Here is a 22,987-nt window from a genome sequence, read left to right on the forward strand (position 1 = left end):
ATGCTGCGCCGACGCACCCTCCTCGCGGGCATCACGGGCGCTGCCCTCATCACCGCGACCCCGGCCCACGCCCGGTCCCGCCGCGTCCTGCACGTCCGCCCCGGCGACTCCCTCCAGGCCGCCGTGGACGCCGTCGACGGCCCCGGCGCGACGATCGTCGTGCACCCGGGTACGTACCGGGAAGTCGTGAACGTGCCTGCGGAGAAAGGTGAGCTGACGATCCGCGGCGCCTTGCGCGACCCGCGCGCCGCCGTCCTCGTGTACGACAACGCCAACGGGACCGCCAAGCCCGACGGGTCCGGAACCTACGGCACCGCGGGCTCGGCCACCTTCACCTCCGCCGCGCCCGGTCTCACCGTCCGCGACCTCACCCTCGCCAACGACTGGCTGCGCGCCGACCACCCGGAGATCACCGGCACCCAGGCGGTGGCCGCCTACGTCACCGGCGACCGCACACACTTCGAGAACGTGCGCCTGCTGGCCCACCAGGACACCCTGTTCGCCGACACCACCGCGCTGGACGCCTTCGACCGGCAGTACTTCCACCGCTGCTACATCGAGGGGGACGTCGACTTCGTCTTCGGGCGGGGCCGGGCCGTCTTCGACGCCTGTCACTTCCACACCCTCCGGCGGGACGTGACCTTCACCCCCAAGGGCATGGTCTTCGCCCCCGCCACCGCCCGGGCCAACCCCTACGGCTTCCTCGCCCTGCGCGGCCGGATCACCTCCGGCGCCGAGGACGCCGCGTACAAGATCGCCCGCCCCTGGGTGCCCTCGTACGAGACGACCGCCTGGCCCTCGCTGGTCGTGCGGGACACCTGGATCGGCCCCGGTATCGACGCGGTCGCCCCGTACACCAACATGCGCGACGCCTATCCCTGGCAGACCATGCGCTTTCGCGAACACGCCAACTCCGGCCCCGGCGCCGCCGTCCCGGTGCCGGAGAACCGGCCGCAGCTGACCACCGAGGAGGCGGCCACCCACACCCGGCGGACCTATCTCGGGGACTGGAGGCCGTATGGGCGCCCGTGACCCGGGGGTGGGGCGGCGGGCGTTCGTGGCCGGCACCGGAGCCGCGCTCCTGACCGGGGCCGTCGCCCCCGCCGACGCGCGGGCGGCCGCCGTGGAGGGACCGGCAGCCGTCGTGGAGGGGCCGACGGCCGTCGTGGACGGGCCGCTGCCGGACTTCCACCCCGCGCTCAAAGCCGAGCTGACCTTTCCCCTGGCCTGGGGAAAGTCCCCGATCCGCGACTTCGGCGCCTGGCGCCGGGCCGCCCGCGCCAAGGTCGAGGAGCTGCTGGTCGTCGGATCACAGGACCGGACGCCGTACGCCCCCGAGTTCACCGACCGGCGCCGACAGGACGGTTACACGAGCGAGTTGGTGACCCTCTCCCTCACCCGTCACGAACGCGTCCGCGCCGCGCTCCTCACCCCGGACGGTCCCGGCCCCTTCCCGGCCGTACTGCTCCTGCACGACCACGGGGCGAAGTTCGACATCGGGAAGGAGAAACTGGTCCGGCCCTGGTACGACGACACCCGGCTCGCCTCCGCGCAGGGCTGGTCGGAGCGTTACTTCAGTGGACGGTTCGTCGGCGACGAGCTGGCCCGGCGGGGGTATGTCGTGCTGTGCGCGGACGCCCTCGGCTGGGGCGACCGCGGGCCCCTCGCCTACGACCAGCAGCAGGCCCTCGCCTCCAACTTCTTCAACCTCGGCTCCTCGCTCGCCGGGCTCATGGCCCGCGAGGACGCAAGGGCCGCCGGATTCCTGGCCGGCCTCGACCGGGTCGACCGGGGCCGGGTCGCGGCCGTCGGGTTCTCCATGGGCGCCTTCCGCGCCTGGCAGGCGGCCGCGCTCAGCGACGACCTCGCCGCCGCGGCGGCCGTCTGCTGGATGACCGGCCTGAAGGAAATGATGGTGCCCGGCAACAACACCCTGCGCGGGCAGTCCTCGTACTACATGCTCCACCCCGGGCTTCCCCGGTTCCTCGACTTCCCCGACGTGGCGAGCATCGCCGCACCCGGGCCGATGCTGTTCTTCGACGGCGGGCTCGATCCGCTGTTCCCCGCCGACGGCGTCCGCGCGGCCCACGACCGGCTGCGCGCCGTCTGGCGCTCCCGTCACGCCGAGGAGCGGTTGCACCTGAAGAGCTGGCCCGACCTCGGCCATGTCTTCGTCGACCGCATGCAGGACGAGGTCTTCAGCTGGCTCGACACCGTCCTGTGAACCGCTCCCTCGCCCCATCCCCCTGAACGACGGAAAGGACCCGCACTCCATGTCTCGTCGTACCGCTCTCACGGCCGTCGCCGCCCTCACCCTGGGCGCCGGGCTCGCCGCCCTCCCCACCCAGGCGCAGGCCGCCACCGTGGTGGTCAGCAACTCCACCGACCTGTCCAACGCCATCAAGAACGCCACCGCCGGCACGGTCATCCAGGTCCGCGCCGGCACCTACTACCCGACGGCCACCCTCCAGTCCACGGCCAACGGCACCTCCTCGTCGCCCATCACCCTCACGGCGTACGGCTCGGAGACCGTGAAGATCGACGGCTCGTCGCTGCCCGACGGCGACTGGATCTTCAAGCTGACCGCCGACTACTGGAACGTCTCCAACATCACCTTTCAGAACTCCCCGGACAGCGCGGTCGTCTGCCAGTCCTGCACCGGCACCAACTGGAACAACATCAAGACCATCAACGGCGGCGACTCCGGCTTCACCCTCACCGGAGACGGCACGGTCAACAACACGGTCAGGAACATCGACTCCTACGGCCACTACGACGCCGCCAACCACGGCGAGAACGCCGACGGTGTCGCCGTGAAGTACGGCTCCGGCACCGGCAACCTCATCACCGGAGCCCGCCTCTACAACAACTCGGACGACGGCATCGACTTCTGGTCCTTCTCCTCGCCCGTCACCATCGAGCACACCTGGGCCTTCGGCAACGGCGTCAACCGCTGGTCCGACTCGGCCTTCGCGGGCGACGGCAACGGCTACAAGCTGGGCGGGGACGGCGAGGTGGTCGCGCACGTCGTCAACAACTCGGCCGCCTGGGGCAACGCCGGAAACGGTTTCACCGAGAACTCCAACAAGGGCGCGATCGTCATCAACCGCACCACCGCCTACGCCAACAGCAAGTGGGGCTACTACTTCGCCACCGGCGCCGCCAAGCTCGGCAAGAACCTGGCGGTCAGCAACGGCGGTGGCGCGGTCAGCAAGAGCTCGTCGGTCACCTCGGCCGGCAACAACTGGGACTCCGGCATCTCCACGCCGGCCTTCAGGTCCACCGACGCGAGCTCCACGTACAACGCGCGCGGCTCGAGCGGCACCCTGCCCACGACCACGTTCCTGACGACGGGTTCGACGACCATCGGAGCGACCATGGACTGACCTGCCGGGTACCGACCGGGCCGTCCGGGCGCCTGATCCGATCGCCCGCCTCGAGCGCTTGACCCGTTTTTTGCCCGTGAACGGGTATCGATCGGGCAACGGGTCTCGCGCTCGGCCGTGTGACGCGCGTAGAAAACGTGTCATGCATAAGCCACTGCGCATCGCGGCCGTCGCCGCTGCCTGCGCCGTCGCCGGCGCCGCCCTGTACGGCGCCGGCGCGGCCACGGCCGGCCAGTCCACGGCCAACTCGACCCACGAGCCCTACAACATCGGGCTCCTGGTGAAGGACCTCGACACCTACTACGGCACCGCGCCGGACGCGAACGGCGTTTACCAGGCGTCGCCGACCAGCCCGTACGCCAAGGACCTCGCGAGCATCGACAAGGCCGCGAAGAAGTACATCGACCAGGCCGCCCGCAAGGCGGTCAGGAAGGGCGAGAAGCCCGCGGTCGTCTTCGACGTCGACGACACGCTGCTGCTCAGCCTCGACTACGAGAAGCGGTACAACTACACGTACAACTCCGCCACTTGGGCGGCGTACGTGAACAAGGCCGACCGCCCGGCGGTGTTCGGCAGCCCTGAACTCGTGCAGTACGCCGAGAAGAAGGGCGTCGAGGTCTTCTACAACTCGGGCCTCGCCGAGGCGCAGCGCTCCGCCGCCGTGGAGAACCTGAAGAAGGTGGGCGCCGACATCAACCTCGACGCCGACCACATGTTCCTCAAGAACGCGGCCACCCCGCCGTCGTACCTGAGCGGCTGTGCCACCCCGGGCGCCTGGACCTGCACGACCGTCCAGTACAAGTCCGGCACCCGCAAGCACATCGAGCGCGACCTCGGCTACGAGATCATCGCGAACTTCGGCGACCAGTACTCCGATCTCGAAGGCGGCTACGCCGACCGGACGTACAAGCTGCCGAACCCGACGTACTACGTGAGCTGACGCAACTTTTTCGATCCCTTTCGGTGGCGCGGCAACCTGTCGTGGCCACGGTGACCACAGAGGAGCGGAAACGGGCCGGGGCGGCCCCTCCGGCCCGTTTCCGCTCTCACTCGCTCACCGGAAGGAACGCCCCCGTGCGCATGAGCACCGGACGCCACCGCGGGACCCGCACCCTCTCGATCGCCGCCGCGGTGGCGGTCTCCGCGGGGGCGGGAGGCGTCTACCTCGGCCTGTCCGACGGCGGTGCCGAAGCCGCCTCGTCGACGGTCACCGTCTCCACCACCGCCCAGCTGGAGACGGCCGTGCGCAACGCTTTCGCCGGCACCGTCATCCAGGTCCGCGGCGGCACGTACTATCCGACGGCCACGCTCAAGTCGACTGCCAGCGGCACGAGTTCGGCCCGGATCACGCTGCAGGCGTACGGCACCGAGAAGGTGGAGATCGACGGTTCCAAGCTGCCCGCCGGCTCCTGGCTCGCCGGGATCCACGGCAGCTACTGGACCGTGCAGAACCTCACCTTCCAGTCCTCCCCGGCCCAGGGCGTCGTCGTCACCTCGTCGACCGGCGGCGTCTTCAGGAACCTGGTCACCGGCAACAACGGCGACTCCGGCTTCACCCTGCGCGGCGACAACACGGTGAACAACCTCGTGCAGAACCTCGACAGTTTCGGCAACTACGACGCCGCCGGGCACGGCCAGAACGCGGACGGCATCGCCGTCAAGTTCGGCTCCGGGGCGGGCAACAGGATCACCGGCGCCCGGCTGTACAACAACTCGGACGACGGCCTCGACCTGTGGCAGTTCTCCACGGCGGTCACCATCGAGCACTCGTGGGCCTTCGGCAACGGCAGGAACCGGTGGAACGACGCCGCGTTCGAGGGCAACGGCAACGGGTTCAAGCTGGGCGGCGGGGGCGTGGCCGTCGCCCATGCCGTCAACAACAACGCGGCCTGGGACAACTTGCTGAACGGGTTCACCGAGAACTCCAACGCCGGGGCGATCGCGCTGAACCGCAACACCGCCTACGCCAACACCGAGGCGGGCTTCCACTTCGCCACCGGCAAGGCCAGGCTCGCCCGGAATCTCTCGGTGGGCAACAAGGGCGGGCCGGACAAACGGGGTTCGTCGGCCGTCTCCGCGGCGAACAGCTGGGACAGCGGGGTGTCCACGCCGGCGTTCACCTCGACGGACGCGACGACGGCGTACGGCGCCCGGAAGGCGGACGGCTCGCTGCCCGCGACGACCTTCCTGACCACGGGCTCGACCACCGTCGGATCGACGATGGACTAGGGCGGGCGGTGGGCCGGGCCCTGGGGGTCAGGAGTCGCCTTCGTCGCCCTCGGCGGAGGCGAAGTCGCCGCCCACGGAGCCCTGTTGCTGCTCCGACCGGCCGGTGACCGCGTAGGTGTCGTCCTTGGCGTCGCGGCCGCCGCGGTCGTGGTCGTACTGCCCGGCGAACACCCACTCGCCCTTGGCGACCGTCCGGCCCTCCTTGAGCACCCAGGTGTAGACCAGGAAGCCGTCCCGCTCATCGACCGAGAACGTGAAGTCGTCCTCGGGCAGTGAGCGCCAGGCGCCCGCCGACGAGACCCCGCCGGTCTGCGCGACCTTCAACTGCACGGTCAGTCCGGTGAGCGCCTCGGACGTCTTGATCGTGATGTTGCTCTGCGCCCAGAAGTCGTTGCTGTGCGGGTCGACCGAACCGTCCGACCACAGCGGCCCGTCCTCGTCGTCGGTCGTCGCCGGCAGCAGCGTGGCCGCCGCGGGCGCGGAGGGCTTCGCCGCGGAGCTCTGCGACGGGGAAGTGCTCGGTTTCGCCGGGTCCTTCGCGCCGCCGCCGGAACTCGGCGTGGCCTTCGGGGAGGCCGGCGGGCGGCTCGTCGCGTCCGGGGACTCCACCGGCGGCGGGGAGACGGAGACCGTCTGCTGCGCCGGGGTGTCGTCCTTCACGGCGGACGCTACCGCGTAGCCGCCGACCGCGAGCATGCCCGCGACCGCCGCCGTGGCGCCCACGATCCGGGCCCAGCCCCACAGGACCGGGCGGCTCGCCCGGTGATCGGACCGTTCCTGTCCCTGCCCCTGTCCCGCCATGCCCCGCTCGACGCGGGCCAGGATGTACGCCCGGTCGGGTTCGTGTGCCTCGGCCGCCTCGTGCAGCCGGGCGCGCAGATCGTCGTGCACGTCCCGCTGCATCGTCATCGGTCCCTTCCTGAGGCCGAGGCCTCACCGGTGCGCACCATGGCAGGCATCTTGAGCGGAGCTCCCTTGGCACCGAGCAGTTTCTGGAGCTCGGCCATTCCCTTCGAGGTCTGGCTCTTCACCGTACCGACCGAGACCCCCAGGGCGAGCGCCGTGTCCTTCTCCGACAGGTCGAAGGCGTGCCGCAGCACCACACAGGCCCGTTTGCGGAACGGAAGTCTACGCAGCGCCGACTGGACGTCCACCACGCCCGCGATGTCGGGGTTCTCCGTCTTCTCCTCGCGCTGCGACCAGAACAGCGCGATCCTGCGGCGCTCCCGGACGGCGCTGCGGATGCGGGTGCGGGCGAGGTTGGCGACGACGCCGCGGGCGTACGCCAACGGATGGTCGGCCGCGCGCACCCGGTCCCAGCGGTTCCACAGCGCGAGCAGCGCGTCCGCCGCGAGATCGTCGGCGGCGTCCGCCTCACCGGTCAGCAGGTGGGCGAGACGGGACAGTTCGGCGTAGTGGCGATCGAAGAAGGCATGGAATTCCACGGAGGCGGCGTCGTCGACGACTGTGCCCACGGGTGACCTCTTCTCGGAACGACTGGTATGCCTGTGTGTGTCATGTGAATGACATGCGGATGCCCCGAGGAGGTGGCCGGGGCGAGATCGGGAAGCGTAGCAGTGATCGACTACTCGACTTGGTACGGGGGTTCGAACGTCAAGTGGCAGGCCGAACGACTCCGGAGTCCGATTCCGTAACACGCCGAAAACCTGAAGACGGTTCAACGCGGGAACAATCCAGCCAGCATCCGCACCCAGATCATTCAGGCACCTAGGAGCACCAGCCATGTCCGAGACGCAAGTGACGGCCGACCGGCCAGGTACCGCGCCACCCGCGGCGAACAGCGTCGACCGGTACTTCAGGATCTCCGAGCGGGGGTCCACCTTCGGCCGGGAGATACGCGGCGGCTTCGCCACGTTCTTCACCATGGCCTACATCCTTGTCCTGAATCCCATCATCCTGGGCAGCGCCAAGGACAAGTTCGGGCACCAGCTCGACGCCGTCCAACTCACCACCGCCACCGCCCTGGTGGCCGCGGTGATGACGATCATCATGGGCGTCGGCGGCAACCTGCCCCTCGCCCTCGCCGCGGGCCTGGGCCTGAACGCGGTCGTCGCCTTCCAGATCGCCCCGCTGATGAGCTGGGACGACGCGATGGGCCTCATCGTGCTCGAAGGCCTGCTGATCTGCGTGCTGGTGGTGACCGGTCTGCGCGAGGCCGTCATGCACGCCATCCCGCAACCGCTGAAGCAGGCGATCAGCGTCGGCATCGGCCTGTTCATCGCCTTCATCGGCTTCGTCGACGCCGGCTTCGTCAGCCGCATCCCCGACGTCGCGAACACGACCGTCCCCGTGCAGCTCGGCGGCACCGGCACCCTCTCCGGCTGGCCGGTGCTGGTCTTCTGCCTCGGTGTGCTGCTGACGATCGGTCTGCTGGCCCGCAAGGTCAAGGGCGCGATCCTGATCAGCATCGTGACGATGACGGTCCTCGCGATCGTCATCAACTCGATCGCTGACATCAAGTCCTGGGGCCTGACCACGCCCTCGTGGCCCGACAAGATCGTCGACACCCCCGACTTCGGGCTGATCGGTCACTTCAGCCTGTTCGGCGCCTTCGGTGAGACCAGCGTCATCACCGTCGTCCTGCTGATCTTCACCCTGATCCTGTCCGACTTCTTCGACACCATGGGCACCGTCGTCGGCATCAGCGCGGAGGCCGGACTGCTGGACGAGAAGGGCGACGTGCCGGGCCTCGGCCGGGTGCTGCTCATCGACGGCGCGGCGGCGGTCGCGGGCGGCGCGGCCTCGTCGTCCTCCGCGACCTCCTACATCGAGTCGGCCGCCGGCGTCGGCGAGGGGTCACGCACCGGCTTCTCCAACCTGGTCACCGGCTCGCTGTTCGCGTGCGCCCTGTTCCTGACGCCGCTCCTGACCATCGTCCCGCTCCAGGCGGCGGCCCCCGCCCTGGTCGCCGTCGGCTTCCTGATGATGACCCAGGTCAAGAACATCGACTGGGACAGGTACGAGATCGCGATCCCGGCGTTCCTCACCATCGCCGTGATGCCGTTCACCTACTCGATCACCAACGGCATCGGCGCGGGCTTCCTCGCCTATGTCGTCATCAAGACGGTGCTCGGCAAGGCGAAGGAGGTTCACTGGCTGCTGTGGGGGGCCTCGGCGCTGTTCGTCGTGTACTTCGCGATCGACCCCATCGAGCAGGTGCTGGGCGTGTAGTTCCCGGGGGCGACCCCGGACCCCCGGCCGGGAGCGGTTCCCGGCCGGGGATACCGGTGCTCAGCTCCGCAGCGCCGCTTCCATCATCGCCTTCGCGACCGGCGCGGCCAGACCGTTCCCGCTGACCTCGGACCGCGCGGCGTCGGACTGCTCGACCACGACCGCCACGGCGACCTGCTTGCCGGAGGAGTCGGACTTCCCGTACGACGTGAACCAGGCGTACGGCGCCTTGCTGTTGTTCTCGCCGTTCTGGGCCGTGCCCGTCTTGCCGCCGACGGTGACGCCGTCGATGAGCGCGTTCGTGCCGGTGCCCTTCTCGACGACCGTCTGCATCGCCGACTGCAACTGCTCGGCGGTGGAGGAGCTGACGATCTGCGTGGTCGACGCCTCGTCGTCGTAGTCCTCGAGGACGTCGCCGCCGCCGTCGGTGATCTGCGAGACCATGTGCGGCGAGACGAGCTTGCCGCCGTTGGCGATGGCGGCCGACACCATGGCCATCTGCAACGGCGTCGCGGTCACGTCGAACTGGCCGATGCCGGTCAGGGCGGTGGACGACTCGTCCATGCCGGACGGGTACACGCTCGGGTACGCCCGCACCGGCACGTCCTGGCCGGCGTCGTTGAAGCCGAACTTCTCGGCCGTTGCCCTCAGCTTGTCCTGTCCGAGCTGGACGGCCATGTGCGCGAACACGTTGTTGCAGGAGTACTGGAGCGCGACCCGGATCGTGGCGTTCTCGCAGGGCGCGGACGTGTTCTCGTTCTTCAGGACCGTGCGCGTGCCCGGCAGGGTGTACGGGTCCTCGCTCTCGGTCTTCTCGTCCACCGACGCGTACAGCCCGTCCTCCAGCGCGGCCGCCGCCACGACCAGCTTGAACGTCGAACCCGGTGCCAGCGGCTGCCGCAGCGCCCGGTTGGTGAGCGGCTTGTCGGAGTCCGCGTTGAGCTTCTTCCAGGCCGTCCCGGCGGTGTTGGCGTCGGTCAGCGTCGACGGGTCGTACGACGGGGTCGACACCACCGCGAGGATCTGGCCGGTCGTCGGGTCGACCGCGACGGCCGCGCCCTTCTTGTCGCCGAGCGCGTCGTACGCCGCCTTCTGCACGTCCGGGTCGATCGTGGTGATCACGTTGCCCGGGTCGGCCCGCTTGTCGGTGACCGTGTCCAGCGCGGTCTTCAGGCGGGTGTCCGTGCCGTTGAGCAGGTCCGCGTAGATGCCCTCCAGCTGCGTGGGGGCGTAGCTCTGCGAGGCGTAGCCCGTCACCGCCGCGTACAGCTCGCCGTCGGTGTACGTGCGCTTGTATCTGAGGTCGCCGCCCGTGGTGACGGCCGAGCCGGTGATCGCCTTTCCGGCCACGATGATGTTCCCGAGCGGCTCCGCGTACGTCTCGATCGCGTTGCGCCGGTTGTCCTTGTCGTCCGCGAGTGCCCGGCCCTCGTAGAACTGCACCCAGGTCGCCCGGAGCAGCAGGGCGAACACCAGCAGCAGCGCGAAGACCGAGGCGCGCCTGATCGTCTTGTTCATTGCGAACAGAAAGACGAGCGGGAGGGGGAAGATCGTTCCCTTCCACCCGTTTTCTCATCGACCGTTCATCTGAAACCGGTTCACCGGGGACCGTCCACCGCCGGGCTCAGGCCTCCAGCCGCAGCACGATCTCCTCGATCTCCCCGCCCCGCGCGTTCGCGTAGCCGCTGGCCCGGGCGGTGGCCCGGAAGCCGCACTTCTCCAGGACGCGCAGGGAGCCCGCGTTGTCGGCCGCCGCCCGCGCGAACAGCGGCCGTTCGCCGACCTCGGACACCAGCGCCCGCAACGCCTGCGTGGCGATGCCCCGGCCCCAGTAGGCGCGGTCCACCCAGTACGTCACCTCGCGCTCGCCCGGCTCCCCGTACACCGCCGCGCTGCCGACGACGTCCCCGTCGGCCAGGATCGTGCGCGGCACGGCGGACGAGGCGCGGATCCTCGTCCAGTGGGCGTCGAACGCGTCCCGGTCGGCCGGATCCTTCGCGGTGAACGCGGCCATCCGCAGCGACTCGGGGTCGTTCATCTGCCGGAAGAACACCGGCAGATCGCTGTCGTGGACCTGGCGCAGGGAGATCAGCATGTCTCAGAGCCTACGGGTGGCCAGCGTGAGCCGGTCGCGTGCGTCGAACAGCGCGTCCTTCACCAGCTGCTCGTGCGCGGGGGTGAGCCTCGCCACCGGCACCGAGCAGCTGATCGCGTCCCGGGCCGGCGTGCGGTACGGGATCGCCACGCCGAAGCAGCGCAGGCCCAGCGTGTTCTCCTCGCGGTCCACCGAGAAGCCCTGCTCACGGATCTGGTGCAGTTCCTCGATGAGCTTCTCGCGGTCCGTGATCGTGTGCTCGGTCAGCGCGGGCAGCGTCTCCGGCAGCAGCTTGCGGACCTGCTCGTCGGTGTAGGTGCTCAGCAGAGCCTTGCCCAGCGAGGTGGAGTGGGCGGGCAGACGGCGCCCGACCCGGGTGAAGGGGCGCAGGTAGTGCTGGGACTGGCGGGTGGCGAGGTACACGACGTTCGTGCCGTCGAGCCGGGCCAGGTGGATGGTCTCGGTGGTGTCGTCCGAGAGCCGGTCCAGGGTGGGGCGGGCGGCCGCGACCACCTCGTCGCCGTCGATGTAGGACGTGCCGACGAGCAGCGCCCGTACCCCGATGCCGTACCGCGTGCCCGTCGCGTCCGTCTCCACCCAGCCCAGCTCCACCAGCGTGCGCAGCAGCATGTAGAGACTGGACTTGGGATAGCCGACGGCCTCCTGGACCGACGCCAGAGAGTGCATTCCTGGGCGGCCGGCGAAGTATTCCAGCAGCTCAACCGTCCGCACCGCGGACTTGACCTGCGCCCCGCCCCCCGTCTCGCCAGCCGACATCGCCCTTGACCCCTTCGTTCGACGGGAAATACGCTCCGACAGCATATTCATCATCAGAGACAGCGTTCAGTATATCGAACGACCCTGGTGAATGAGCCAGTACCAAACGTGGTCAGAACCAAGCGTGGAGGGACCCGCGGTGGCAGCAGCACCAGTCTGGAGTGTCGACCCCCGAACCGGGAAGCAGCGTGAACAGGTTGCGGTGGAGGCCACGGCCCAGGAGGTCGACGCCGTCGTCCGCGCCGCCCATGAGGCGCGCGGCTTCCTCGCCGACCGTACCGTCCGCGCCGCTTTCCTGCGTTCCGCCGCCGACCGGCTCCAGGCGGCCAAGGACACGCTCGTGGAGGTGGCCGACGCGGAGACCGCGCTCGGCCCGGTCCGGCTGACCGGAGAGCTCGCCCGCACCTGCTACCAGTTGCGCGCGTTCGCCGACATCGTCGACGAGGGCGCGTTCCTCGACGTCGTCATCAGCCACCCCGACGACACCGCCACCCCGCCCATCCCCGACCTGCGCCGCTACAAGGTGCCGCTCGGGGTGGTGGCCGTGTACTCGGCGTCCAACTTCCCCTTCGCCTTCTCCGTCGCGGGCGGTGACACCGCCAGCGCGCTCGCGGCGGGCAACCCGGTCGTCGTCAAGTCCCACCCCGACCACCCGGGCCTGTCCGAGCTGGTCGCCAAGGTGGTGCGCACGGCCGCGGCCGAGCACGGCATCCCGGCGGGTGTGCTGGGCCTGGTCCACGGCTTCGAGGCCGGCGTCGAGCTGATCAAGCACCCGCTGGTCGCCGCGGCCGGCTTCACCGGGTCGATCCGGGGCGGACGCGCGCTGTTCGACGCGGCGGCGGCCCGTCCGGTGCCGATCCCGTTCCACGGTGAGCTGGGGTCGCTGAACCCGGTCGTGGTGACCGAGGCGGCCGCGGCCGAGCGGGCCGAGGCGATCGGGACCGGCCTCGCCGGGTCCATGACGCTGGGTGTCGGCCAGTTCTGTGTGAAGCCGGGACTGGTCCTGGTGCCGTCCGGCGCGGCCGGCGACGGACTGGTCAAGTCGCTCACGGACGCGGTGAGCGACACCGACGCGGGCGTGCTGCTCGACCACCGGATGCGCGACAACTTCATCGCCGGGGTCGCCGAGCGGGCCGAGCTGCCCGACGTGGAGTCGCCGGTCACGCCCGGTGCGGGCGGGGAGCACACCGTCAGCGCGGGCTTCCTGACCGTGCCGGCCTCCCGGCTGACCGCCGAGGGCGCGCACGACCTGCTGCTCGAGGAGTGCTTCGGGCCGGTCACCGTCGTGGTCCGCTACGACGACGAGGGTGAGGTCAAGGCGGTGCTGTCGCGCCTGCCCGGAAACCTCACGGCGACCGTCCAGCTGTCCGAGGGGGAGGCCGCGGGCGAGGGCCGGGGCGGCGAGATCCTCGCCGAGCTGACCCCGCTGGCCGGGCGCGTGCTGGTGAACGGCTGGCCCACGGGTGTCGCCGTCGCGCCGGCCCAGCATCACGGCGGCCCGTACCCGGCCACCACCTCCACGTCCACCTCTGTCGGCGGGACCGCCATCGAGCGCTGGCTGCGGCCGGTCGCCTACCAGAACGCTCCCGCGGCGCTGCTGCCCGTGGAGCTGCGGGACGAGAACGAACTGGGGCTGCCTCGTCGGTTCAACGGCCGTCTGGAGCGGTAGCGCTCCGCTCGGGTGCCGTCGCGTGCCGAGTGGGGTGGTGCGGTGGATCGTCGCGTGCCGAGTGGGGTGGTGCGGTGGATCGTCGCGTGCACGTCCGGCGTGGCTTGTCGCGCCCACGCGGCGGAGCCGCGCATCGATGCAGGCCCGCGCCCCTCGGGGGCGCGGCTCCCCTGAGATGATGAGGCAATGGACGTCTCGCTTCCCGAACTGCCCTTCCCCCTTCGTACCTATGGACCCGACGGGCACTGGTCCCATGAGCACGGGGTGCTCACCGGGTGGGCCGGGGCCCGGCAGGACCGGTTCGTGCCGCCCACCGGGGACGGGGTGGACCCCGCGGCCGACGCGCCCCGGCTGCTGGGGGCGCCGGAAGGGGACTTCCAGCTCATCGCACGCGTCACCGTCGGGTTCAACTGGGCTTTCGACGCGGGGGCGTTGTACGTCCAGGTCGGTGAGCGCGCCTGGGCCAAGCTGTGTCTGGAGTACTCCCCGGACGTGGCCACCGTCTGCACGGTGGTCACCCGGGGACACTCCGACGACGCCAACTCCTTCACCGTGGAGGGCAGTTCGGTCTGGCTCCGGGTGAGCAGGACCGGCCGTGCCTTCGCCTTCCACGCCTCCCGGGACGGCAGACGGTGGACCTTCGTCCGCCTGTTCACGCTGGGCGAGGAGAAGGAGACCGGCGCGGCCCTGGTCGGCTTCATGACGCAGTCGCCGATGGGCGAGGGGTGCGTCGTGACGTACGACCATCTCGAGTTCAGGACCGAGTGGCCGGACGACCTGCGGGACGGAAGCTAGCCGGCCGGAACCGACGAGAAGGCCCTCTCGTCCTCTCCTGCATGATCGGAGAACGCGTCATGGGCAACCGGGTGATCCGCACCGCCGTCCCCGCCGAGGCGGAGAGGGTCGCCGCGCTGCACGCGCGCGCCCGGGGCACGTACTACCCCGAGGGGATCCCGCAGGACGGCACCGACTGGCTCGCCGCCTGGCGCACGGCCATCGAGCGGCCCGACGGCCATGTGCTGTGCGTCGTCGAGCAGGGACGGCTCGTCGGCCTCGCGTCCTTCCGCACGCCGGAGGGCGCGCCCGTGCACACCGTCAAGCTGTTCCAGTTCCACGTCGACCCCGACCACTGGCGCTCGGGGATCGGCACGGACCTGCACACGGCCTGCGTCGAGCAGTGGCGGGCGGACGGGCGGCGCACGGCCGTGCTCGACGTGCACGTCGACAACGGGCGGGCCCAGGCCTTCTACGCCCGGCAGGGCTGGAGCCCGGACCCGGAGAACCCGCCCGGCGAGGGCGAGCACCACCTCTGGTTGAGGTACGCGGTGAGCGGGGAACGGCCGGAGCGGTGACCGGGGAATGAAACGCCCTGCTTGAACGTTCATGCACTCGCCGGAGGGAACCTCCGTGCGGACCTCCCGCGGGGGAGCTCCGTACCCAGCCGCACGACCTGGAGAGAGCCGAGACATGCGCGTCGAGATCTGGAGCGACATCGCCTGCCCGTGGTGCTACGTGGGCAAGGCCCGCTTCGAGAAGGCGCTCGAGGCCTTCCCGCACCGTGACCAGGTCGAGGTGGTGCATCGTTCCTTCGAGCTGGACCCGGGCCGCGCCAAGGGCGACGTCCAGCCCGTACTGGCCATGCTCACCAAGAAGTACGGGATGAGCGAGGCGCAGGCGCAGTCCGGCGAGGAGAACCTGGGCGCCCAGGCCGCCGCCGAAGGCCTCGACTACCGCACCCGGGACCGCGACCACGGCAACACCTTCGACATGCACCGGCTGCTGCACTTCGCCAAGGAGCACGGCCGGCAGGACGAGCTGATCCAGCTCCTCTACCGGGCGAACTTCGCCGAGGAGCGGTCCGTCTTCTCCGAGGGCGACGAGCGGCTCGTGGAACTGGCCGCCGAGGCCGGTCTCGACGCCGAGGCCGCCCGCGAGGTCCTCGCCGACCCGGCCCGCTACGCCGACGAGGTCCGCGCCGACGAGCGCGAGGCCGCTCAGCTCGGTGCGAACGGTGTGCCCTTCTTCGTCCTCGACCGCGCCTACGGCGTGTCCGGGGCCCAGCCCGCCGAGGTCTTCACCCAGGCCCTCACCCAGGCCTGGGGCGACCGCTCCCCGCTGAAGCTGCTCGACGACGGCGGCGCGCAGGCCTGCGGCCCGGACGGCTGCGCGGTCCCGCAGCAGTGAAACCCGCAGGTGAGAGCCGATCTATAAGTTCTCCTTAGCGGAATCACGTAAAAATCGGCAATGGACGAGGGGTTCCATGGGTCCCACAGTGGACCCATGGAGACCTTCGAGAGCCTCGTCCGCGCCGAGTTCACCCCGAAGACCACATACCTGAACACGGCGAGCAACGGCCTGCTGCCGGCCCGTACCGTCGCCGCCCTGCACGAGGCGGCGGTGCTGCGCGCCGAGGGCAGGCCGCTCACCCCGCTGCACGAGGACGTGGAGGCCTGCCGGGCCGCGTTCGCCCGGCTGGCCGGCGTCCCGGTCACCCGGGTGGCGCTGGGCGCCTCGGTCGCCGCGCACACCGGCGTGATCGCCGCCTCGCTCCCCGCGGGCGCGGAAGTGCTCACCGCCGAGGACGACTTCACCTCCGTGCTCAACCCGTTCCACGTCCGCGGGGACCTCAAGGTCCGCGCCGTCCCGCTGGAGCGGATCGCCGAGTCGGTCCGCCCCGGCACCGCGCTGGTCGCGGTGAGCGCCGCCCAGTCCGCCGACGGCCGGATCGCCGACCTTCCCGCGCTGCGCGAGGCGGCCGGGACGCACGGCGCACGCACCTACGTCGACTTCTCGCAGTCGGCCGGCTGGCTTGCGGCGGACGCCGACGCCCACGACTTCTCCGCCGCCGTCTCCTTCAAGTGGCTGCTCGGCCCGCACGGTGCGGCCTTCCTGGTGGTCCCGGAGGACTTCGGCGGGCTGTCACCGGTCCTCGCCGGATGGGTGGCCGGCGAGGAGCCCTGGGACAGCTGTTACGGCCCGGTGGCCGAACTCGCCCACTCGGCACGGCGGTTCGACCTGACCCACGCCCTGTTCACCTACGCCGGACTGCGCCGATCCCTCGAACTGGTGGAGGAACTGGGGGTGGCGGCGATCGGCGCCCACGACCTCTCCCTCGCCGACCGCTTCCGCGCGGGACTCGCCCGGCTCGGTCATCGCGCCGTCGACGCGCCCGGCTCCGCGATCGTCTCGGTGCCGGGACTCGGCTTCCGCCAGCCCGAGCTGGCCGCCGCCGGCATCCAGGTCTCCGACCGCTCCGGCCATCTGCGCGCCTCCTTCCACCTGTTCAACACGGCGGCCGACGTCGACCGTCTGCTGAACGCCCTGTCGGCCTGAGGCTCCCGACGCCCGACAGGCCCGGACGCCCCCACCCGATCCGGGTGGGGGCGTCCGGGCCTGCCGACGCGGGCGGCGGGGGAGGACGGTTCACCGCACGGGGGTGAAGTCCCGCGCGCCGATGTACTCCGGCCGGCGGACCGGCGCCGCGAACGGCTCCACGGCCGTGTTCTCCACGCTGTTGAACACGATGAACACGTTGCTGCGCGGGAACGGCGTGATGTTGTCGCCGGACCCGTGCATGCAGTTGCAGTCGAACCAGGTCGCCGAACCGGCCCTGCCCGTGAACAACTTGATGCCGTAGTCGCCGGCCATCGCGGTCAGCGCCTCGTCCGAGGGGGTGCCCGCGTCCTGCATCTGGAGCGACTTCTTGTAGTTGTCCTCGGGTGTCGCCCCGGCGCAGCCGAGGAACGTCCGGTGCGAGCCCGGCATGATCATGAGCCCGCCGTTGGTGTCGAGGTTCTCGGTCAGCGCGATCGACACGGACACCGTCCGCATGTTCGGCAGGCCGTCCTCGGCGTGCCAGGTCTCGAAGTCGGAGTGCCAGTAGAAGCCCCCGGCCCCGAAGCCCGGCTTGACGTTGATCCGCGACTGGTGCACGTACACGTCCGAGCCCAGGATCTGCCGGGCCCGCCCGACGACCCGCTCGTCGCGGACGAGCGCGGCGAACACGGGACTGAGCTTGTGCACCTCGAAGACGGAGCGGATCTCCTTGGACTTCGGTTCGACGATCGACCGCCCGTCGGCCCGGATCTCCGGGTCGGCGACCAGCCGCTCCAGCTCCCGTCGGCAGACGGCGACCTCGTCGTCGCCGATCAACTGGTCGACGGCGAGGAAGCCGTCGCGCTCGTACTCCTGGAGGCCGGCCGCCGGGATCGGGCCCGGCGTGTCGGGGGAGCCCCAGACGACGGGGTCCTGGCGGGGTACGGACACCTCGGTGGTGCCACGGGTGGGGTAGAGATCGGTGAGGGTGGTCACGATGCTTACACCTCCTCGGGCTCGGTCAACAGGGGGTACACGCCGTTCTCGTCGTGGTCCTCCCGCCCCGTGACGGGCGGGTTGAACACGCAGATGCAGCGGAAGTCCTCCTTGACGCGCAGTGTGTGCCGCTCGTGCCCGTCGAGGAGGTACATGGTGCCGGGCGTGATGGTGTGCGTCCGCCCGGTCTCGTGGTCGGTCAGTTCGGCCGCGCCCTCGACGCAGACGACGGCCTCGATGTGGTTCGCGTACCACATAGACGTCTCGGTACCCGCGTACAGAATCGTTTCGTGCAGCGAGAACCCGACCCGTTCCTGGGCGAGCACGATGCGCTTGCTCTCCCAGGTGCCGGACGCCGCCCGCACATGCCGGTCGGTGCCTTCGATGTCCTTGAACGAACGGACGATCACGGTGGTGCGATGCCTCCTAGGTAGGGGAAGGGACAGGTGCCCGAGGGCGTCAGACGGTCTCCCGTACGGCGCGGGCGATGACACTGAGGCCCTCGTCCAGTTCCTCGGGGGTGATGGTCAGGGCCGGCAGCAGTTTGACGACCTCGCTCTCCGGACCGGACGTCTCGATCAGCAGCCCGAGCTCGAAGGCCCGCTTGGCGACCCGCCCGGCCCGCGCCTTGTCGTGGAACTCCAGGCCCCACACCAGACCGCGGCCCCGGTACTCCTTGACGTCGGCGAGGTTCTCCTCGGTGATCGAGATGAGCCCCTGCTCGATCTGCTCGCCCCGCGCCCGGGTCTGCTTCTCCATGGCGGACCCGTCGGCCCAGTACGTCTCGAGGGCGGCGGTGGCGGTCACGAAGGCCGGGTTGTTGCCGCGGAAGGTGCCGTTGTGCTCACCCGGCTCCCACACGTCCAGCTCGGGCTTGAACAGGCAGAGCGACATGGGCAGTCCGTAGCCGCTGATCGACTTGGACACGGTCACGATGTCCGGGACGATCCCGGCCTCCTCGAAGGAGAAGAAGGCCCCGGTACGCCCGCATCCCATCTGGATGTCGTCGACGATCAGCAGCATGTCCTGGCGCTCGCACAGGTCCTTGAGCGCCCGCAGCCACTCCGGACGCGCGACGTTGATGCCGCCCTCGCCCTGCACGGTCTCGACGATCACGGCGGCGGGCTTGTTGAGCCCGGACCCCTGGTCCTCGAGCAGCCGCTCGAACCACAGGAAGTCGGGGACCTGGCCCTCGAAGTAGTTGTCGAACGGCATGGGCGTGCCGTGCACCAGCGGTACCCCGGCGCCGGCCCGCTTGAAGGCGTTGCCGGTCACGGCGAGCGACCCGAGCGACATCCCGTGGAAGGCGTTGGTGAACGACACGATGGCCTCGCGTCCCTTCACCTTCCGCGCCAGCTTCAGGGCCGACTCCACGGCATTGGTGCCGGTCGGGCCCGGGAACATGACCTTGTAGGGCAGGTCACGCGGCCGCAGCACCAGATCCTGGAAGGTCTGCAGGAAGGTCCGCTTGGCCACGGTCGACATGTCGAGCCCGTGCGTGACGCCGTCCCGCATCAGATAGTCGACCAACGCCCGTTTCAGTACAGGGTTGTTGTGGCCGTAGTTGAGGGATCCGGCACCGGCGAAGAAGTCCAGGTAGCGGTGACCGTCCTCGTCGTACATACGACTGCCCTGCGCCCGGTCGAAGACCGCGGGCCAGCTGCGGCAGTAGCTGCGCACCTCGGACTCGAGGGTCTCGAACACGCTGAGGTCGGGCTGGGTGATGGTCACGACGAAACGCTCCTCGGAGTGGGGGTCGGAAGGAGAGGCGGGCGGAGGCGGGGCGGGCGGGTCAGAAGGCGAGGGGGCCGATCCGGTACAGGACCTCGGGGTCGTGCGGGCCGTCGGGGAACAGACCGGCTCCGAACAGCACCTCACGGGTGACGGTCGCCCCGTGCCGGTCGGCGAACGAGGTGAACAGCCGCTCGGAGGCGGTGTTGCCCGGCGTGATCGTGGTCTCCACGGCGGTGAGCGGGCGTTCGACGGCGACCCGCGCGGTCAGCCCGTCCAGCAGGGCGGCGGCGAGGCCGCGACCACGGTGCGCGGCGTCGACGGCCACCTGCCAGACCAGCAGGGTCTGCGGGTCCTCCGGCCGGACGTACCCGGTGACGAACCCGACCGGCTCGCCGCCCTCCGCGCGGGCCACCGCCGAGGTGGCGGCGAAGTCGCGGCACCACAGCAGATAGCTGTAGGACGAGTTCAGGTCGAGCGTTCCGGATTCCTTCGCGAGACGCCAGAGCGCTGCGCCGTCTTCCACCGACGGGCTGTCGATACGTAGGTCTGTTTGTGCGGCAGTCATGCGGATTGAACTTACCCAGGGAAATTCAATAACGCATGGAGAGGTCGTGGTGATTCCGTGATGCCACTGGGACGGGGCGCCCTTTCGTCCGCTTTTGCACCGCGCAAAAAGGGCATAACGCTTCGCTTGTGCAATGCGTCACGCACTCGAAACCTGCCCGAAATTCCCCGCGTTTAGGTACGGGGAATCGGGGCAGAAGAACTCAGGAAAGCTATCGTCGAGAAGAAGGCCGGGAAAGGAGCCGACGAGAATTCGCGAATTACCTTGAATTCAGGCTCCGGTAACCCCGTCGATATGTTCCCGGAGAATGTCCGCGTGGCCGTTGTGCCGGGCGTACTCCTCGATCATGTGGATCAGCACCCAGCGCAGGCTGATCTCGAGCCCGGCCATCGGTCCGTCGGCGATCCGCCCGGTCGCCTCGAGCGGCCGCCCGGCGATCAGCTCACGTCCGCGCGCGATCTCCCGCCGCCACGCGGTCAGCGCCTCGTCGAGGCCCCGCCCGGGGTCGAGGGCGTACCCGGTCCCCTCCTCGAAGACGGGCGGCACGTCCAGCCCGGCGAACGCCCGCTGGAACCAGTTGCGTTCGACCTCGGCGAGATGCTGGACGAGGCCGAGCAGGGTCAACTCGGACGGCTCGGCCGCGGGTTGCCGCAGCTGCTCGTCGTCCAGCCCCGCGCACTTCAGCTCGAGCGTGGCCCGGTGGAATGCCAACCAGCTCTCCAGCATGGGGAGTTCGTCACCGGTCAGCAGGGGGACGGGTCGGCCGTCGGGGAGGATGAGGGGAGTGTCGGAGGTCATGCGGGGCAGCATGACAGGCGGCACCGACAGCGGGGCTTCGTCGGTCCGGCCGGCGGCGAACCGACGGTGGACCGGCGGCGCCTACCGCCAGGCGCCCTCCACGGCCCGCCGGGCCCCTTCCAGATCGACGTCCAGCCCCTTCTCCGCAAGCGCGGCACCCAGCGCCGCGAGGCACCCCTGCACCACGCCGACGGTCGCGTCGCCCCCGTAGTGGTTGACCCGGATCATCTCCGTGGCCAGCGCGCCCCCGCCCGCGGCCAGCGGCAGCTCGGGGTCGCTCGCCAGCGCCCGTGCCACCAGCTCCGAGGCCACCACCCCCGACGGCGTGCGCAGCGTCGTGGCGACGGGCGCCGCCTCCGCCGCGTCGTGCACGTACGGCTCCAGCCCGCCGCCCAGTGCCAGCGCGCCGGCGCGCGTCGCGGCGGCGGCGGACGCGTGTCGGGCCATCACCGTCTGCGGTCGCTCCGCCTCGATCCGCTCGACACACGCCTCCAGCGCCAGCATCTCCAGCTGCGCCGGCGCGTGCAGCAGCGCCTTGCGACCGCCGTCGACCCAGCGCTCCTTCCAGTCCAGCAGGGACAGGTACGACCGGCGCGGCGCCCTCGGGTTCGCGGCCATCCGCGCCCACGCCCGCTCGCTCACCGACACCGCCGACACGCCCGCCGGGCCGCCCATCGCCTTCTGCGCGCCGATCACGCACAGGTCCACGCCCCAGGCGTCCGGCAGCACAGGCTCCGCGCCGATGGAGGCGACCGCGTCCAGGTAGAACAGCGCGCCGTGCTCGCGCACCACCTCGCCGATCTCGGCGACCGGGTTGGTGTTGCCGGTCGCCGCCTCGGCGTGCACCAGCGACACGAAGTCGATCCCGGGGTGCTCGGCGAACGCCTCCCGAATCTGCGCGGCCGTCACCGCCGTGTGGAAGGGCACCGCCAGGTCGATCACCGTGGCACCGCAGTCCCGCAGTCAGTCCCCGAAGGTCTGCCCGTACGGGCCGGTGATCACGTTGAGTGCGGTCGTGCCCGGACCGGCCGTACCGCGGATCGCGCCCTCCAGCGGCAGCAGCGCCTCGCCCTGCATGATCACGACGTCCTGCCGGGTGTCCAGCAGCCGCGCCACGCGGTCCTCGATCGAGGCGAAATGCGCGGCGGTCAGCGGGGCAAGATCCAGGAACGGGTGTGTCACGGCGGTGCTCTCTTCACTCACTGGGTAGAGGTGACGAGACTAACCGGCACGCCCCCCACCCTTCCCGACCTCCCCACCGGTCACTTCGCAGGCCGTACGGCGCGGTGACCATCGGTTTGATTTGAGAGCCTCAAACATCTCCTTATAATCGGAACCCACAGTTCCCTTACAGGAAGGCCCGCCGTGAACACCCTCCCCGGCCGCCGGACCCGCGTCCTGGCCGCCACGACCGTGACGGCCGGGCTGATGCTCGTAGCCGCCTGCACCTCCACCGATGACGGCGGCAGCGGCTCCAGGACCGCCGCCGGCGGGGTCGAGCTCGTCAAGGCGGGCCAGCTCACCACCTGCACCCACCTGCCCTACCCGCCCTTCCAGTCGGAGATCGACGGCAAGGTGCAGGGCTTCGACGTGTCCCTGATCGACCTGGCAGCCAAGAACCTGGGCGTGAAGCAGGAGATCCTCGACACGCCGTTCGAGAACTTCAAGACCGGCGCGTTCCTCAACTCCGGCGAGTGCGACCTGGCCGCGGCCGGCATGACCATCACCGACGAGCGCAAGAAGAACGTCGACTTCTCCGACCCGTACTTCGAGGCCACCCAGGCCGTCCTGGTCGACAAGGGCGCGGGCGTCACCTCGCTCGCCGACGTGAAGTCCAAGGGCGTCAAGCTCGGCGCCCAGGCGCAGACCACCGGCGAGGACTACGCCAAGAAGCAGGGCTTCGACCCGGTCTCCTTCGAGTCCTCCGACGCCGTCCTCAACGGTCTGCGCACCGGCCAGGTCAAGGCCGTCATCATCGACTTCCCGGTCGTCCAGGGCTGGCTGAAGGACAAGGCCAACGCCGACGCCTTCAAGGTCGTCGACAACCTCAACACCGGCGAGCAGTACGGCTTCACGGTGAAGAAGGGCAACACCAAGCTGGTCGCCGCGATCAACAAGGCGCTGGCGGACGCGAAGGCCGACGGCACCTACAAGAAGCTGTACGAGAAGTGGATCGGTCCGTACGACGAGTCGGCCGCCTCCCCGTCGGCCGCCGCCTCGGCCTCCTGACC

General features: G+C 70.2%; 22 protein-coding genes and 1 pseudogene. 12 read left to right on the forward strand and 11 right to left on the reverse strand.

The window, feature by feature from the left end:
• Positions 1–3: 3 nt before the first annotated feature.
• The 5 genes from OHU34_RS32290 (at position 4) to OHU34_RS32310 (ending at position 5,615) form a co-directional block, all read left to right on the forward strand.
• Positions 4–1,032: a pectinesterase family protein gene (locus OHU34_RS32290; RefSeq protein WP_142269984.1), complete on the forward strand. Its 1,029-nt coding sequence runs from the start codon at positions 4–6 to the stop codon at positions 1,030–1,032.
• Entirely contained in the window at positions 1,019–2,224 is a 1,206-nt protein-coding gene (locus tag OHU34_RS32295) for a dienelactone hydrolase family protein (RefSeq protein ID WP_142269696.1), read from the forward strand. The genes OHU34_RS32290 and OHU34_RS32295 overlap by 14 nt, the downstream gene beginning before the upstream one ends.
• 49 nt (positions 2,225–2,273) lie before the next feature.
• On the forward strand, positions 2,274–3,386 hold the full coding sequence (locus OHU34_RS32300; RefSeq protein ID WP_405769656.1) for a right-handed parallel beta-helix repeat-containing protein: 1,113 nt from the start codon (positions 2,274–2,276) through the stop codon (positions 3,384–3,386).
• A gap of 142 nt (positions 3,387–3,528) precedes the next feature.
• Positions 3,529–4,326 (forward strand): HAD family acid phosphatase, encoded by a 798-nt coding sequence (locus OHU34_RS32305; RefSeq protein WP_142269694.1) that lies wholly within the window; start codon positions 3,529–3,531, stop codon positions 4,324–4,326.
• A gap of 134 nt (positions 4,327–4,460) precedes the next feature.
• Positions 4,461–5,615, forward strand: coding sequence for a right-handed parallel beta-helix repeat-containing protein (locus tag OHU34_RS32310; protein ID WP_405769658.1), 1,155 nt, complete (start codon positions 4,461–4,463; stop codon positions 5,613–5,615).
• A gap of 27 nt (positions 5,616–5,642) precedes the next feature.
• Here the strand turns inward: OHU34_RS32310 and OHU34_RS32315 are convergent, their stop codons facing one another.
• Positions 5,643–6,524, reverse strand: coding sequence for a hypothetical protein (locus tag OHU34_RS32315; RefSeq protein ID WP_230196284.1), 882 nt, complete (start codon positions 6,522–6,524; stop codon positions 5,643–5,645).
• Positions 6,521–7,090 carry a SigE family RNA polymerase sigma factor gene (locus OHU34_RS32320; RefSeq protein WP_405769660.1) on the reverse strand — a complete coding sequence of 190 codons (570 nt, stop codon included), beginning with the start codon at positions 7,088–7,090 and terminating at the stop codon, positions 6,521–6,523. Before OHU34_RS32320 ends, OHU34_RS32315 begins: the two co-directional genes overlap by 4 nt.
• A 268-nt stretch (positions 7,091–7,358) precedes the next feature.
• Here OHU34_RS32320 and OHU34_RS32325 point away from each other — a divergent pair, with 268 nt between their 5' ends.
• Positions 7,359–8,807, forward strand: coding sequence for an NCS2 family permease (locus OHU34_RS32325; protein WP_405769663.1), 1,449 nt, complete (start codon positions 7,359–7,361; stop codon positions 8,805–8,807).
• A gap of 60 nt (positions 8,808–8,867) precedes the next feature.
• On the opposite strand, the gene OHU34_RS32330 is transcribed toward OHU34_RS32325, so the two are convergent.
• From OHU34_RS32330 to OHU34_RS32340, 3 genes are all read right to left on the reverse strand, one after another.
• Complete coding sequence (locus OHU34_RS32330) at positions 8,868–10,325, reverse strand: penicillin-binding protein 2 (RefSeq protein WP_142269690.1); 1,458 nt, start codon at positions 10,323–10,325, stop codon at positions 8,868–8,870.
• Between the two features lie 106 nt (positions 10,326–10,431).
• Positions 10,432–10,902, reverse strand: coding sequence for a GNAT family N-acetyltransferase (locus OHU34_RS32335; RefSeq protein WP_142269689.1), 471 nt, complete (start codon positions 10,900–10,902; stop codon positions 10,432–10,434).
• A gap of 3 nt (positions 10,903–10,905) precedes the next feature.
• Positions 10,906–11,679, reverse strand: coding sequence for an IclR family transcriptional regulator (locus OHU34_RS32340; RefSeq protein WP_020130471.1), 774 nt, complete (start codon positions 11,677–11,679; stop codon positions 10,906–10,908).
• Between the two features lie 139 nt (positions 11,680–11,818).
• Here OHU34_RS32340 and OHU34_RS32345 point away from each other — a divergent pair, with 139 nt between their 5' ends.
• The 5 genes from OHU34_RS32345 to OHU34_RS32365 all read left to right on the forward strand — a co-directional run bounded on the left by OHU34_RS32345 (position 11,819) and on the right by OHU34_RS32365 (position 16,681).
• Positions 11,819–13,348: an aldehyde dehydrogenase (NADP(+)) gene (locus OHU34_RS32345; RefSeq protein ID WP_078615756.1), complete on the forward strand. Its 1,530-nt coding sequence runs from the start codon at positions 11,819–11,821 to the stop codon at positions 13,346–13,348.
• A gap of 186 nt (positions 13,349–13,534) precedes the next feature.
• Positions 13,535–14,143, forward strand: a complete 609-nt coding sequence (locus tag OHU34_RS32350) for a DUF1349 domain-containing protein (protein WP_020130469.1) — start codon at positions 13,535–13,537, stop codon at positions 14,141–14,143.
• 41 nt (positions 14,144–14,184) lie between these two features.
• Positions 14,185–14,700: a GNAT family N-acetyltransferase gene (locus OHU34_RS32355; protein ID WP_200840061.1), complete on the forward strand. Its 516-nt coding sequence runs from the start codon at positions 14,185–14,187 to the stop codon at positions 14,698–14,700.
• A 115-nt stretch (positions 14,701–14,815) separates the two neighbouring features.
• Positions 14,816–15,532, forward strand: coding sequence for a DsbA family oxidoreductase (locus OHU34_RS32360; RefSeq protein WP_142269688.1), 717 nt, complete (start codon positions 14,816–14,818; stop codon positions 15,530–15,532).
• Between the two features lie 96 nt (positions 15,533–15,628).
• A complete protein-coding gene (locus OHU34_RS32365) occupies positions 15,629–16,681 on the forward strand; it encodes an aminotransferase class V-fold PLP-dependent enzyme (RefSeq protein WP_142269687.1) in 1,053 nt (350 codons plus the stop codon).
• A gap of 90 nt (positions 16,682–16,771) precedes the next feature.
• On the opposite strand, the gene thpD is transcribed toward OHU34_RS32365, so the two are convergent.
• The 6 genes and pseudogenes from thpD to OHU34_RS32395 all read right to left on the reverse strand — a co-directional run bounded on the left by thpD (position 16,772) and on the right by OHU34_RS32395 (position 21,938).
• Entirely contained in the window at positions 16,772–17,659 is an 888-nt protein-coding gene (thpD, locus tag OHU34_RS32370) for an ectoine hydroxylase (protein ID WP_142269686.1), read from the reverse strand.
• A gap of 5 nt (positions 17,660–17,664) precedes the next feature.
• Complete coding sequence (locus OHU34_RS32375; protein ID WP_020130464.1) at positions 17,665–18,069, reverse strand: ectoine synthase; 405 nt, start codon at positions 18,067–18,069, stop codon at positions 17,665–17,667.
• Positions 18,070–18,118: 49 nt separating this feature from the next.
• On the reverse strand, positions 18,119–19,390 hold the full coding sequence (gene ectB, locus OHU34_RS32380) for a diaminobutyrate--2-oxoglutarate transaminase (RefSeq protein ID WP_142269685.1): 1,272 nt from the start codon (positions 19,388–19,390) through the stop codon (positions 18,119–18,121).
• Positions 19,391–19,451: 61 nt separating this feature from the next.
• A complete protein-coding gene (ectA, locus tag OHU34_RS32385; protein ID WP_405769670.1) occupies positions 19,452–19,958 on the reverse strand; it encodes a diaminobutyrate acetyltransferase in 507 nt (168 codons plus the stop codon).
• Positions 19,959–20,228: 270 nt separating this feature from the next.
• Positions 20,229–20,756 carry a DinB family protein gene (locus OHU34_RS32390; RefSeq protein WP_142269683.1) on the reverse strand — a complete coding sequence of 176 codons (528 nt, stop codon included), beginning with the start codon at positions 20,754–20,756 and terminating at the stop codon, positions 20,229–20,231.
• 81 nt (positions 20,757–20,837) lie between these two features.
• Positions 20,838–21,938, reverse strand: a pseudogene (locus OHU34_RS32395) (pyridoxal-phosphate-dependent aminotransferase family protein).
• A 183-nt stretch (positions 21,939–22,121) separates the two neighbouring features.
• Here OHU34_RS32395 and OHU34_RS32400 point away from each other — a divergent pair.
• On the forward strand, positions 22,122–22,985 hold the full coding sequence (locus OHU34_RS32400; protein WP_142269681.1) for a transporter substrate-binding domain-containing protein: 864 nt from the start codon (positions 22,122–22,124) through the stop codon (positions 22,983–22,985).
• Positions 22,986–22,987 lie beyond the last annotated feature (2 nt).

Source organism: Streptomyces sp. NBC_00080 (assembly GCF_045041255.1).
Lineage (GTDB): Bacteria > Actinomycetota > Actinomycetes > Streptomycetales > Streptomycetaceae > Streptomyces > Streptomyces coriariae.

Excerpts from the sequence above, each read along its gene's own strand:
- OHU34_RS32295 (WP_142269696.1), top strand. The coding sequence starts at position 1,019 with ATGGGCGCCCGTGACCCGGGGGTGGGGCGGCGGGCGTTCGTGGCCGGC.
- OHU34_RS32300 (WP_405769656.1), top strand. The coding sequence starts at position 2,274 with ATGTCTCGTCGTACCGCTCTCACGGCCGTCGCCGCCCTCACCCTGGGC.
- OHU34_RS32305 (WP_142269694.1), top strand. The coding sequence starts at position 3,529 with ATGCATAAGCCACTGCGCATCGCGGCCGTCGCCGCTGCCTGCGCCGTC.
- OHU34_RS32315 (WP_230196284.1), bottom strand. The coding sequence starts at position 6,524 with ATGACGATGCAGCGGGACGTGCACGACGATCTGCGCGCCCGGCTGCAC.
- OHU34_RS32325 (WP_405769663.1), top strand. The coding sequence starts at position 7,359 with ATGTCCGAGACGCAAGTGACGGCCGACCGGCCAGGTACCGCGCCACCC.
- OHU34_RS32330 (WP_142269690.1), bottom strand. The coding sequence starts at position 10,325 with ATGAACAAGACGATCAGGCGCGCCTCGGTCTTCGCGCTGCTGCTGGTG.
- OHU34_RS32335 (WP_142269689.1), bottom strand. The coding sequence starts at position 10,902 with ATGCTGATCTCCCTGCGCCAGGTCCACGACAGCGATCTGCCGGTGTTC.
- OHU34_RS32340 (WP_020130471.1), bottom strand. The coding sequence starts at position 11,679 with ATGTCGGCTGGCGAGACGGGGGGCGGGGCGCAGGTCAAGTCCGCGGTG.
- OHU34_RS32350 (WP_020130469.1), top strand. The coding sequence starts at position 13,535 with ATGGACGTCTCGCTTCCCGAACTGCCCTTCCCCCTTCGTACCTATGGA.
- OHU34_RS32355 (WP_200840061.1), top strand. The coding sequence starts at position 14,185 with ATGATCGGAGAACGCGTCATGGGCAACCGGGTGATCCGCACCGCCGTC.
- OHU34_RS32360 (WP_142269688.1), top strand. The coding sequence starts at position 14,816 with ATGCGCGTCGAGATCTGGAGCGACATCGCCTGCCCGTGGTGCTACGTG.
- OHU34_RS32365 (WP_142269687.1), top strand. The coding sequence starts at position 15,629 with ATGGAGACCTTCGAGAGCCTCGTCCGCGCCGAGTTCACCCCGAAGACC.
- ectA (WP_405769670.1), bottom strand. The coding sequence starts at position 19,958 with ATGACTGCCGCACAAACAGACCTACGTATCGACAGCCCGTCGGTGGAA.
- OHU34_RS32390 (WP_142269683.1), bottom strand. The coding sequence starts at position 20,756 with ATGACCTCCGACACTCCCCTCATCCTCCCCGACGGCCGACCCGTCCCC.